The sequence below is a fragment of the Micromonospora sp. NPDC049662 genome (genome assembly GCF_040675055.1).
Taxonomy (GTDB): Bacteria; Actinomycetota; Actinomycetes; order Mycobacteriales; family Micromonosporaceae; genus Micromonospora.
On sequence record NZ_JBFAOC010000010.1, the window covers coordinates 51594 to 63254 of the forward strand.

Sequence of the window (11661 nt, forward strand, 5' to 3'; positions counted from 1 at the left end):
CGGGTCACCGGATATGCCGGCCAGCCGGCACGTCCCGTGGTAGCCCACGGCGAGCGGAGGAGAACACGAGCGGATCGGAGTGTGCCGATCGGGTCACCGCCGCCTAGCCTCAAGGCGTGAGCGCTTCCCCCCGGCTGCGGGCCGTCAGCGACCTGCACATCAGCTACGCGGAGAACCGCGCCTTCGTCGAAGAGCTGCGCCCGGACCACCCCGGCGACTGGCTGCTCGTGGCCGGCGACGTGGCCGACCGGTTCGCCGACATCGAGTGGGCGCTCGAGCTGCTGAGCAGCCGATTCGCGAAGGTCGTCTGGGCACCGGGCAACCACGAGCTGTGGACGCCGCCCGGCGACCCCCAGCATCTGCGCGGCGAGACCCGCTACCGCGAACTGGTGGCGATGTGCCGCCGCCTGGGCGTCGTCACGCCCGAGGACCCGTATCCGGTCTGGGACGGCGAGGGCGGCCCCGCCACCATCGCCCCGCTCTTCGTGCTCTACGACTACACGTTCCGGGTGCCCCAGGCGAGCACCAAACAGGAGTCCCTCGACATCGCGTACGCGGCCGGCGTGGTCTGCACGGACGAGGCGCTACTGCACCCCGACCCGTACCCGAGCCGCGAGGCCTGGTGCGACGCCCGCGTCACCGAGACCGAACGCCGCCTCGCCGAGCGCGACCCGGACCTGCCGACTGTGCTGGTCAACCACTACCCGCTGGTGCGCGAACCCACCGACATCCTGTGGTTCCCGGAGTTCGCCCAGTGGTGCGGCACCGTCCGTACCCGCGACTGGCACCTGCGCTTCGGCGCGTCCACGATGGTCTACGGGCACCTGCACATCCCCCGCACGACCTTCTACGACGGCGTGCGCTTCGAGGAGGTCTCGCTCGGCTACCCCCGCGAGTGGCGGCGACGCGGCCCAACGCCGAACCCGGTCCGCACCATCAACCCCGCCGACGACGTGCGGCGCCGCGCGTCCGTCGCCGAATAAGCCCCACCAGCGTCGCCAGCCGCGCCACGCCGGCCGGCGCCGGCTTGGCCTGGGCAAGATCGGCGATGAGAGTACGCGCCAGAGGCCGCCCCCGAACCTCAGCCGGCGCGATGGCCAGGGCAGGCCCGAGTACTTCTCACGCAAGTCTCAGGCTTCCGTCTCTGGCACCGGGGTGGTGTTGGCGATGAGTTTCTGCAGCACTGTCAGCGCCGCGACGTAGTCCGCGTCATCGATACCTCGATGGATCAGCGAACGGATCTCGGGAGCGGACTGCCCCATCTGCAGTCGAGCTGCCTCGCCGGCGTCGGTGAGTCGTAGGTTGCCGTCGTCATCCGCGTGGACCCATCCTCGGCTGACGAGCACCTCGGCTTCGCTCGCGAGGTCGTCGTCGGGGCGGATGTACTCGGTCATGGCTTGCTGAAGTTGGGAAATGGTCCTGGTTGCGCCGTCATGAGGCGCGAGGTCGTGAGGAGACAGGTGGCGCAGGATCCAGAACTGCGGCTGCGTGAAGCCGCGCTTGGCCTGCTCGTCCCGGGTGAACCGGACGATGGATTCGTACGCCAACCGCGTCCAGTACGCGGCCACCTGGTTGGCGTCGGCCTGCATCGGGGCATCACTGCTTCCTGGGATCTGCATACGGCTGATGCTGGGGGTTCAAGGACTGTTGAAGTCAAGAGGGTGTTGCAGCATGTTGGGGACATGACCGTCAGTCCGCAGGCCCCGACATCTTTCGTGTTCACCGTCAAAGACGTTGCACACGCGAGCCACGTCGCTCCGTCGGCGGTGCGCTTCTACGAAGAACAAGGTCTGATCCAAGCGCGCCGAACCACTGGAAACCAGCGCCGGTTCGACGAGAACGCGGCCTGTCGCATCCGGTTCGCCCGACTCGCTCAGCGGGTCGGGCTGACAGTTCGGGAGATCGCCACCATCTTCCAGGCTTTACCCGAGAAGCCGTCGGCGCAGGACTGGGCGCGGGTCTCCGACTCGCTGGTCGCCGAGGCCGAAGCCCGCGTGGCGCACCTGCGCCACGACCTCGACGCCCTCCAGACCGTCACCACCAGGTGCACTGCCGGAGTCCTACGGTGAGGAACGGGGCGGTCCTCCCTGGTGGTGACAGTGCCGCCGCCTCGGCGGCCGCAGTCCGGATCCGTCGTCTGGGCGTAAGCCAGGCGGCGACGACACCAGAGAGCACGCCCGTGGCCCGGGTCGACAACGTTCCGGGCCACTGGCGTGCCGCCCGTTCCTGCCACACGCCAGCGTGCCGGCATTCCGGAAAATCGACTCGGTTCCAGCCGCGGGCGCCACGTCTGGGATCCGCCTGTATAACCTGTGCGGATGCCTTCAGCGAAGCAGCTTCTGCTGCTCGTCGGGGCCGCGCTGCTCGCCGTCGTGGGCGCGCTGTTCGGATCCCCCTGGGCGACCGGGGCCGGCGTCGTCGTCGTGCTGAGCGTTCTTGCCGTCCACCCCGCGGTGACCGGTCCCGCGGTGCCTCGGTCGACACGTCTGCTGCTGCAGGGTGGCCTGCTTCTCCTCACCCTCGCGGGCGTCGTGCAGATGTGGGGATGGGCGGCCTCGTCATTCGCCGACGCTCCGCCGAGCGCGAGCGAGCTGATCGCGCTGGTGACCGACCCGGTACGGCAGCGGACGCAGTTCCTGCGACAGCTGGCCGTGGCAAGTTGTCTGATCCTGGCCTGCGCCTGCTTCGGCATCGCTGTCGGGCGGCTGCCGCGGGATCGGCTACGCCGGATCGGCCGGGCCGCGCCGGCCGTGGGCGTGCTCACGCTGGTCACCCTGGCATTCGTCGCCCTCCTCCCGTCGGGGCTGACCGCCCTGCTCGGCTCGTTCACCAATGTGGCCGTGGCGGTGTTGCTCGTGCTCGGGGGGTATGCCTGGGTCGTGAGCCGCGCGGTCCGGCGCCATGGCACCGGCCCGATCGCCGTAATAGGTGCCACGCTGCTGGCCGCGGTGGCCTGGCTCGCGGTGGACGATGCCTTGCGGAGTCGGCCGGAGCCGCGCGGCAGCGACGCCTTCCACCAGCCGGGCGTCAGTGTGTCCGTGGCGGTCGAGACCGGGCCCGACGTTGAGACCGCCGTCGCCGTCGCGGCGCTGCTGCTCGGAGCCGCCCTGACCGTGCTGGCCTGCGCGAGGCTCAGCACGACCCACAGCGAGACGCGCTGAGCCGGATCGGGTGACTGTGCCATCCGCGTTGGCATCGTTGATGACGAGGATGTGGAGCACGTCGAAGAGGCAGTCTCAGCAGAGTGCGCACCGCTGAAGGTCTTTGGGCTTGGCGTTGTCTCACCGCCGCGTGACGGGCGGCCGCTCCACAGTGAGGCATCCGTATCGGTGACCAGCACAAGCGTCGGCCTACGAGAGCGCGGTGGGTGGCGGCCGCCGGTCGGCGTCCGGCGGCCGAATAAGCCCAACCAGCGTCGCCAGCCGCGCCACGCCCGCCGGCGCCGGCTTGGCACGCGCAACCTCAGCGATGAGAGTACGCGCCAGAGGCCGCCCCCGAACCTCGGCCGGCGCGACACTGTCCGCGTCGACCAGGGCCCGCGCCGCCCCACGCAGGTCACCGGCATGCAGGTACACCCGCGCGGCGTCGAGCAGGTAGGCACCCCGACACTCGGCCGGCAACCGCCGCCACCCCTCCCGCCGAACGACGCTCACATGCCGTGTCAGTGCGCCGTCGACGTCACCCCGCTGCGCCGCGACGAGCACCCGCGCCATCTCCACGGCGACCGTCCCGAAGCCGATGGAGTGCGGTTCGTCGTACCCCCGGAGGTTGGCGGCAGTGCCCGCAGCCCGGTCGATCAGCTCGGTGGCCCGGCGGTGCTCGCCGCAGCCGGCGGCCGCGAGGGCGGCCTGGACCAGCAGGGTCCCACCCACCGCCCACCCACGACGGTCGCCCGGCCCCGCGTGCTCGCCCTGTCCCCGGTGATCAAGAGGTTTGCGTCGACTTTGATCTCCAAACGTGCCGCAAACCTCTTGATCACCGGGGCGGAGTGTCGGTGGCAGAGTTCGGTCGGCCGCTGCGAGGGTCGCCGACAGGGCCAGGCGGTCCCGGCCCGACGCGCGTAGGGCCTGGGCCACCGCGATCGCCGCCGTCGCCGCGAGGACTGGATCGTCTTGGGCAGCGCCCATGGCCCGGTCGGCGGCGAGCCAGGCGAGGTCAGCCTCGCCGAGTTTGATCAGCAGCAGCGCGGTGATCCGGTACGCCTGTACCAGCACCTCCGGCGACCGCGCGCCCTGGGCGGCGTCGAGCAGGCTCGGCACCGCCCGCACCAACTGCGGGTAGTGCGCGTGCTGGTACGTCAACCAGGCATGCCCGACCTGACGCCGCAGCTCGTGCAGGTGTGGTGAGGTCGGCGGGGTGTCATAGCGGGCGAGCGCGGCCCGGATGTCGTCCACGCCGTCCGGGGTGCTCGCCGGGGTGCTGGGCGGTTGGCCGAGCAGCACCTCCGGGTCGACCCGCAGGACGCGGGAGAGTTCCTGGATGACCGAGTACCGGTCCAGGGGGCGAACGCCGCGTTCGATCTTGTCGACCCAGCTCTTCGACCTGCGCAGGCGGTCGGCCAGCATCTGCTGGGTCATCGACCGCCGCACCCGCCAGCCGGCGACGCGTCGGCCGATGGGGAGGTCATCGCTGCTCACGCCGCCACCGCCGGTCGGGGACCGCACGGGTCGTGTCGTCCACGGGCACGCGTTCGGCCTCGGCCTGAGCCAGGATGCGCTGCTTGGCAGCCTCCCGCTCGGCCGCCTCAGCCTGTTCACCCTTGCTCGCCGTCTCGTCGCCTTGCCCATGATGCCTGCCGCTCATTCCCCCACCTCACGGGTCGGGGCGCGACGTGCACATGACGGAGTTGGCCGCCGCGCCCGGCTCGCCGCGCCCGATCGGGCAACCACTCAGCGATGCCTAGGTGACAGCCTGTGACGATCATTGATTGCGATCCAGACGGATCGCGTCCGCTACTGTCCTTCGAGGTGTCCGCCTGGATCGGCGGACATGCCAGCGGACAGCTCTAGGAACTCGTCAGCAGCGCTCGTTCTGCCCTCGACAGCGGCGATCATGTGACGCAGCTCGGCGACACGGTCAACGGCACGTTGCGACCGCGCCGAGCGCGCGAGAGTCGCGGAACGTCCGGCCACGGCGACGGCCTGCTCAACCTCCCCGGCTTGCAGCAGCGCTTGGGTGAGCCAACCGAGATACAAGGAGGTCTCGCGGGGCGAGTCGTCGCCGTAGCGACGGACGGCGTCTTCCAAGATGGGTACCGCTCTGAGCGGTCGGCGCAATTCAGTCCACACACGCCCCGCCATTACCTGAACCTCATCCTGGGTCAGCCAGTACGCCCAGGGAGGCGCATCGCCCAGGTCGACGTGCTGATAAATCTCCGCGACGTTGCCCAGGGCCCGCTCGGCGAGACTTGCCTCGCCCATGCGGGCGTGGGCCCAGGCAACGCGCTCAAGCAGCAGAGCTTGGCCGGTGGCCTCGGCCGCGTGCTTGCCACCCACGTAGGCCGATCGAGCCAACGTGGCCGCCTCGCGTCGGTCGCCAAGATTCGCCTCAAGGTAGGAGAGGCTACTGAGACAGTTGGCCGCACTCGCAGCGTCGCCGCCAGTGTGTGCTGCGCGCATCCCGGTCAGGTAATAATGGCGAGCCTCAGCGACCCGGCCAGAATCCTCGGCGACGAATCCCGCCAACTGACACAGATCGGCGATGACGACGAGCAGCCGCCGACTCACGGCTTCTCGATAGCTACCCTCGCGAAGCAGGTCGGCGGTGGCGGCCAACTCGGCAGAAACCATCGCGTAGGTCTCGGCACCACCCACGTGGTCGTCCAGCCGTCGGAGCTGACGAACCCGGTCCTCGATCCGAGCCACCGTCTCGTCCCCGACCCGGCGGCCCGCGCTCAGCTCATACCGCTGAGGTGGCTCAGTGATCAACCACTGATGGGCCAGCGCGGCAGCGTTCTCGGTCGTGGGCGTCTGCGTTACGAGCAGTCCGGCGAGCCGTTCCGCGTCGCACCGCAAAGATTGCGCCCCACCGCTGGCCGTGCGCTCCTCGTCGACACCAGGGACCGGAGCGAGCGCGACCAGCGTCCCGCCCGCCGCCAAGGCAGTGTCCAGGCGCTGAGCAGTGTTCAGGGCCGGCATCTTCCGACCGCAAGCCAGGTCATGCAGGTAGCTCTTGCTGTAGAAGGTCTGGCGCGCCAACGCGCGATAGCTGATCCCACGATTCGTGATCAAAGCGCGGAGCCGTTCGGCGAAAGACGAGGCGGACTCCGGCATCATTGCTCCCTACGGATTACAGGCTGGGCCGACCTTGGTAACTGCCACTTCGGACAGTACCGCCGCCATCGTCGCCCGAGCTATAGCCAAACGCACACGGCCTTCCCAGCAGGATTGACATCAGTTTGATCACGCCTTCGGTCAGCGCCGCGACCGTCACATCGGATGAGCGGAAATGCGATGCTGAGTCCTGCGTATGGCGCCTAGGAGCATAGGCTCAGCCTTCTGCCAGAACCGAGTCACCACGTCATCCGGCCCATAGCGCTGCCGGATCTCTGCCAGCCTCTCATCGACGCTGAGATCCTGGCCGTCCGGCCCAGTCGTCATGTCCGCGTACCAGAGAGCATCCGAAGTGGCTGACTCCTCACGCGGGAACTCGCTAACCAGAGCCTGCCGCAGACCACGCTCCTCTGCTTCGTAAACAGCGCAGGAGTGATGGGCGACCAGAGCAGCGACGCGACCTGCGAAGCCGTGACGCTGAAGCCACCGCCCGCCGTCCAATGCGTGGAAGCCCGTGTCGGCGACGTCAGGGGCGTACCCGATGTCATGCAGCCACGCCGCCGCCGACAGCAACTCCGCATCGTCCCCGACCAGGTGCGCAAGCTGCTTGGCTTTGGCCGCCACCGCCTGCACGTGCAGCCAGCGTCGGGGTATCGCGTTTCTCAGATGACGTTGTGAGGTTGCCGCGGCCAGTTGGGAGGGAGGACCCACGCGCGAATTCTAAAGCCCGAGCCCAGCTAGAACCGGCCGCCAGCGCCACCGAGGCGACTTGGAGGGAGCCCCCCACCTGGTACCCAAACCTGCCTTCCTTTCACGACGCCGCAGCGGCGTTCATCACCAACCCGGAGGTCGACGTGCTGCGCGCCGAACCGAACTACCGCGACCACTGGGCCTTCTCCGGTGGTTAGGGCTACGTCGATGAGGGCGAATACCCGCACGACGCCTGCGCCCGCGAATTCCGAGAAAGGATTCCGGCGAGGCGCTCGCCTACGGCTCGGTAGACAGCTCGCCAGCCCTCTGCTGGCTGGCCCGAACATCGAGCGGTCGGGTCGGTGGCTGCACTTCAGCGCTGTGCGACGAGGACGACTGCAACGGCGATTGCGGAACTAGACCTACACCTGTTGGCTGCGGCGATGCGTATGCCGGAAAGCTGACGGGCGGCAGCGAGAGCTCTAACCGCGCGGCGGCCAAGAAGGCGTGTTCAGCTGTCCATACCTTCTTGATGCGCTCCTGCGCGATGTCGCCCACGCCGCTGCTCGCACGATCAGCGGCCAGTTGACGCGCTTGCTGGACTGCTTGAGCGAGCGCGTCCAAGGTCTCCTGAGACTGAGCGACGAGGCGCACCTTGGTCTTGGCGGCTTCCATTCGTTCTTTGTAATCGGTGCCTTCGTTATCAAATATCGGCATTAAGTGCCCCGGCGAGTACGCGTCCGGCACGGCGTCTATCTTGGCACTCGGGTTCAAGGCAAAGGCAATGTAGGAGCGAAAGGCTGACAGGAAGTCGTCGAAGGCGCTAAGCCGGATATCACGCCAATGGCGAAGGTGATCTCGATCCCAGTGTCTGCGTTGAGCCCGGGTGGAGAGGTAGCCGCCAAGGGCTACGGATAGCAGGGCCACAAGAGCGGTCAAGCCGTTCGCTAGAAGATCCACCATGCGTCACCTTCCGCCTACCTTGCGCTCAAAGCTATTCGCGGCGTCAAGCGCTGCGGGGCTCGTGCGGTGACCACCTGGCTGGAAAGATGGGCGGATGGGGTCGAGGCTGCGCATGCTCCACATCGACGGTCGGAGTTCACCTGGCACGCCGACATGCGGTCCGCATATGGCCCGGACGGTCGTCTTTACCGCTGCATAAGGCTTCGCGTGTGGGGTGCTGGAGAGACCGGGCGCGCCCTACAGGTCGACTTGGCCGAGCGGCCCACCGTTGCCTCTAACGGTAGGTACGTCCAGACGGACGTGCACGACAGAGGGGAGACGTATCCCTACCCGACAGCCGAGGATGTACGCGATCTTGTCCACTTCGCCCTCGGCGCTGGATGGACGCCGCAGGCGTTGGGGGGTGGGACGTTCAGAATCGCGCCACCGGCCGAACTTGAGCTACCGCGATTTGTCATCACCGAGCTTGTGTCAAACATCGACCAGCACCGTTAGATCCTGGGTGCTCGACGGGAGGGGCGGCCGCCGGTCGGCGTCCGGCGGCCGCCCCACGTCCGGTCAGCTCGCGTACACCTCCAGTGCCGCCAGCTGCCCGGCCGGCCAGCCGGTGTTACCGGTAACGGTGATCCGCACATAACGAGCCTGCGCGGCACTGAACGTCAGCGACACCGAGTTGCCCGTCGAAGGATCGAACGTCCGCCCCGCCGCCCCAACGAGCGTCCCGAAGCTCGAACCGTCCGTGCTGCCGGCAACGGCGACCGTCTGCGTCCGAGCACCCCAGGCCGACGACGGCGGCAGCTTCAGCACCACCCGTCCGACCGTGCGCGCAGCGCCCAGGTCGACCTGCACCCACTGGGGGAAGGCGTTGTTGGCGCTCTCCCAGTAGCTGTTGGCGTCGCCGTCGACCACGTTGCCCGAGCTGTAGCTCTGCACGTGGCTGCTCTCCGAGGTGGACCGGCCGCGGGCCAGGTCGGAGTTGGCGGCGGCGTCGGTGGTCACGGTGACGGCGTTCGACGCGGCAGAGGTGTTGCCGCCGGCATCGCGCGCCACGACCGTGAAGGTGTACGAGGTGGACGCTGCCAGGCCGCTCACGGTCGCCGTGGTGCCCGTGACCGTGGCGACGACCGTGCCGCCCTGGCGTACCTGGTAACCGGTCACCCCCTTGTCGTCGGTCGACGCCGTCCAGGCCAGGGAAACGCTGCTCGACGTCTTAGCGGTCACCGCAAGATTGCTCGGGGCGGTCGGCGGGTTGTCCGTGGTGCTGCTGGATCCGTACACCTCGACCTTGGCGAGCTGGCCCGCCGGCCAGCCGGTGTTGCCGGCGATGCTCAGCCGGACGTGGCGGGCCGTGGTGGTCGTCAGCGTGCGGCTGACGGTGTTGCCGGTCGCCGGGTCGAAGGCGAACGCCGAGGCCCCGGCGATGGTCGAGAAGGAGCTGCCGTCGACGCTGCCCTGCACGGTGATGGTCTGGGTCCGCGCCTCCCAGCCGGCGGGGAGCCGCACCACGAGCCGGCTGACCTGCTGGCTGGCGCCCAGGTCGACCTGCCACCAGTGCGGGAACGAGCCGCCGCCGCTCTCCCAGTAGCTGCCGGCGTCGGAGTCCACCGCGTTCGCGGCCACGAAGGAGCCGTTCTGGCTGCTGGCTGAGGTGGACCGGCCGGCCGCGAGGTCGCCGGTGGTCGGGGGCGGGGTGCCGACCATGGGCGGGGTGGGTCGGGTGGCGGTGAGGGCGAGCTGTCCCTTGAGCATGCGGCCGCCGTCGGCGGTGATGCGCAGGTAGTAGTCGGCGGAGCAGGCCACGCCGTCCTCGTCCAGGGCGCGGATGTTCGCGCCGGCCGGGGTGGTCGCCTGTGTCTCGGAGGTCTTGGCGATCTGGTTGCCCTCGTTGTACTCGTCGAACATGGACACGTAGAGGCCCTGGGAGCCGAGCCGGACCATGTTGTAGATGTGTCGCCAGTAGAAGTCGCCGTGGCGGCGGTGCCCGCCGGCCAGGTCGCCGGGCATCACGCAGGGCAGGTAGTCGATGCCACGTGCCGCGCAGTCGGCCATGTCGCCGATGTTGACGTTGTTGTAGTACGAGTCGAGGCCTTCGAGGGTGTCGGTCCGGTAGACCATCCACGGCGAGATCGCGTTGAAGGCGTGGTAGACGTCGAGGAAGCCGGCGCGGGAATCCTCCCGACCCTCCCGCCACCAGGTGGGTACGCCGCCGATGACGTAGCAGCCTTGCGCCTTGAACCAGTTGATGACCTCCAGGCAGGGCCCGGGGGTAAAGGGGCGGCTGGATTCGCTGAAGCCGAAACCCCAGATGCAGACGACGGGCTTGCCGTTCTGGCGGGCGTACGCGCTGGACGCGGTGTGCGTCGACATCTTGTTCAGCCAGTCGGTCTTGATGTCCGTCTGCATGGTGAGCCAGTCGGTGACGTCGTACATGATGTAGAACTTGCGGTTGTAGCGCTCGGCCGCCGCGCGGACCTTGAGCGTCATGGCGTCGCGGGTCGGCCCCTCGTCGCCCGTCGGGTTGAAGCGTTGCAGGGCGGCGGTGTCGCAGCCGTACTCCTGCATCCAGCGGAAGTGGGTGTCCACGGTCTGCTGGTCGTAGGAGGAGAAGAGGGTGGCCGGCGAGCCGTTGCCGAGGTTCGGGTACGCGGTGGGGTAGCTGCGCGTGTACTCGCGCATGTCCGGCCAGGACACGATTGTGGTGTTGCTGGGCGACGGCGGCTGGAAGCGGTCGCGGCTCCAGTGCCACCAGCCGCCGATCGGCGCGGAGTCGCCGGGTGCGCTGAACCAGCCCTGGTAGCCGACGGTGACCTTGCCGACCACGTCGCCGGGAGGGCTGGCGGCCTGGGCGGGGCTGGCGAGGAGCTTCGTGGTGGAGGCGGCGGCGAGGGCGGAGCCCGCCAACACGGACGTGACGAACCTGCGGCGGGTTACCGCCATGACGACCACTCCTTCGGGACGGAAGGCATTGACGGCCATCGTGGCAGCATCGAATGCCACCCCGCAAGAGTACGACTGATCGATGAAATTTTGAGTCAGTCCGGCGGAAGGGTCGGAGGGCGCGCGACGGCGCGGCCACCCGGAGCCGGGTTCAGGGCTGCTCCGGCTGCGGTCGGAGCCCGTCCAGGATCACCGCGAGATAGGCCTCGGAGAGACTTTGTGAGGCGGACGCCGACCGCGCGATCGCGTAGGTCAACTCGTTGATCAGCACGGCGACGACAGCCACGTCGAGGTCGGTACGGATCACCCCCTCGTCGCGGGCCCTGGTGATCAGATCGAGTCCGACCCCGTCGAGGGCCGCCCGCTGCGCGGCGGTGGCGGGCAACTCCATCACCCCGAGCCGCTCGCCCATGACCCAGTGAGCGGACTGGAACGCCATCGCCTCGACCAGGAACCCGCGAAGAGCCTGCTCGGCGTCCGGCTCGGACAGCGCGGCCCGACCTCGTCGGATGAGCGGTTCGAGCAGGTCGGCCACGGCGGCGTCGACGAGCGCCTCCTTGCTGCCGAAGGTGCGAACGACGGTGGCGGCACCGACGCCCGCCCGCTGCGAGATCACGGTGACGGTGATGGCGTTGCCCCCCTCGGCGAGGAGCGCCTTGGTCGCCTCCAGCACGAGGTGGCGGTTGCGGACGGCGTCCGTCCTACGTCGAGGCACACCGCTCTCGGAAGGGGTTGACATCTGAAACGTCCATTCCATATCGTCAAGTGGAACGAGCATTTCACTTAGCCTACGAGACCC

General features: G+C 68.7%; 11 protein-coding genes. 3 read left to right on the forward strand and 8 right to left on the reverse strand.

Annotated elements, in window-relative coordinates:
* Positions 1–116: 116 nt before the first annotated feature.
* Positions 117–983, forward strand: coding sequence for a metallophosphoesterase (locus tag AB0J36_RS10675; RefSeq protein WP_357169545.1), 867 nt, complete (start codon positions 117–119; stop codon positions 981–983).
* 147 nt (positions 984–1130) lie between these two features.
* Here the strand turns inward: AB0J36_RS10675 and AB0J36_RS10680 are convergent, their stop codons facing one another.
* The gene (locus tag AB0J36_RS10680) at positions 1131–1619 is read right to left on the reverse strand and encodes a MarR family transcriptional regulator (RefSeq protein WP_357394725.1); all 489 of its coding nucleotides are present in this window, start codon (positions 1617–1619) and stop codon (positions 1131–1133) included.
* 63 nt (positions 1620–1682) lie between these two features.
* Here AB0J36_RS10680 and AB0J36_RS10685 point away from each other — a divergent pair, with 63 nt between their 5' ends.
* Together AB0J36_RS10685 and AB0J36_RS10690 are read left to right on the forward strand one after the other, a co-directional pair.
* Complete coding sequence (locus tag AB0J36_RS10685) at positions 1683–2069, forward strand: MerR family transcriptional regulator (protein ID WP_357117631.1); 387 nt, start codon at positions 1683–1685, stop codon at positions 2067–2069.
* A gap of 249 nt (positions 2070–2318) precedes the next feature.
* Positions 2319–3161: a hypothetical protein gene (locus AB0J36_RS10690; RefSeq protein ID WP_357169530.1), complete on the forward strand. Its 843-nt coding sequence runs from the start codon at positions 2319–2321 to the stop codon at positions 3159–3161.
* A gap of 189 nt (positions 3162–3350) precedes the next feature.
* On the opposite strand, the gene AB0J36_RS10695 is transcribed toward AB0J36_RS10690, so the two are convergent.
* The 7 genes from AB0J36_RS10695 to AB0J36_RS10725 all read right to left on the reverse strand — a co-directional run bounded on the left by AB0J36_RS10695 (position 3351) and on the right by AB0J36_RS10725 (position 11601).
* Complete coding sequence (locus tag AB0J36_RS10695; protein WP_357394728.1) at positions 3351–4637, reverse strand: helix-turn-helix domain-containing protein; 1287 nt, start codon at positions 4635–4637, stop codon at positions 3351–3353.
* Positions 4624–4803, reverse strand: a complete 180-nt coding sequence (locus AB0J36_RS10700) for a hypothetical protein (protein WP_357117606.1) — start codon at positions 4801–4803, stop codon at positions 4624–4626. Before AB0J36_RS10700 ends, AB0J36_RS10695 begins: the two co-directional genes overlap by 14 nt.
* Positions 4804–4952: 149 nt before the next feature.
* Positions 4953–6272 (reverse strand): helix-turn-helix transcriptional regulator, encoded by a 1320-nt coding sequence (locus AB0J36_RS10705; protein WP_363660421.1) that lies wholly within the window; start codon positions 6270–6272, stop codon positions 4953–4955.
* A gap of 156 nt (positions 6273–6428) precedes the next feature.
* Entirely contained in the window at positions 6429–6983 is a 555-nt protein-coding gene (locus AB0J36_RS10710; protein WP_357117600.1) for an HDIG domain-containing metalloprotein, read from the reverse strand.
* Between the two features lie 276 nt (positions 6984–7259).
* A complete protein-coding gene (locus AB0J36_RS10715) occupies positions 7260–7925 on the reverse strand; it encodes a hypothetical protein (RefSeq protein WP_357117597.1) in 666 nt (221 codons plus the stop codon).
* A gap of 558 nt (positions 7926–8483) precedes the next feature.
* Entirely contained in the window at positions 8484–10862 is a 2379-nt protein-coding gene (locus AB0J36_RS10720) for a discoidin domain-containing protein (RefSeq protein WP_363660448.1), read from the reverse strand.
* 151 nt (positions 10863–11013) lie between these two features.
* On the reverse strand, positions 11014–11601 hold the full coding sequence (locus tag AB0J36_RS10725; protein ID WP_363660422.1) for a TetR/AcrR family transcriptional regulator: 588 nt from the start codon (positions 11599–11601) through the stop codon (positions 11014–11016).
* Positions 11602–11661 lie beyond the last annotated feature (60 nt).

Excerpts from the sequence above, each read along its gene's own strand:
- AB0J36_RS10680 (WP_357394725.1), bottom strand. The coding sequence starts at position 1,619 with ATGCAGATCCCAGGAAGCAGTGATGCCCCGATGCAGGCCGACGCCAAC.
- AB0J36_RS10685 (WP_357117631.1), top strand. The coding sequence starts at position 1,683 with ATGACCGTCAGTCCGCAGGCCCCGACATCTTTCGTGTTCACCGTCAAA.
- AB0J36_RS10690 (WP_357169530.1), top strand. The coding sequence starts at position 2,319 with ATGCCTTCAGCGAAGCAGCTTCTGCTGCTCGTCGGGGCCGCGCTGCTC.
- AB0J36_RS10700 (WP_357117606.1), bottom strand. The coding sequence starts at position 4,803 with ATGAGCGGCAGGCATCATGGGCAAGGCGACGAGACGGCGAGCAAGGGT.
- AB0J36_RS10705 (WP_363660421.1), bottom strand. The coding sequence starts at position 6,272 with ATGCCGGAGTCCGCCTCGTCTTTCGCCGAACGGCTCCGCGCTTTGATC.
- AB0J36_RS10715 (WP_357117597.1), bottom strand. The coding sequence starts at position 7,925 with ATGGTGGATCTTCTAGCGAACGGCTTGACCGCTCTTGTGGCCCTGCTA.
- AB0J36_RS10720 (WP_363660448.1), bottom strand. The coding sequence starts at position 10,862 with ATGGCGGTAACCCGCCGCAGGTTCGTCACGTCCGTGTTGGCGGGCTCC.
- AB0J36_RS10725 (WP_363660422.1), bottom strand. The coding sequence starts at position 11,601 with ATGTCAACCCCTTCCGAGAGCGGTGTGCCTCGACGTAGGACGGACGCC.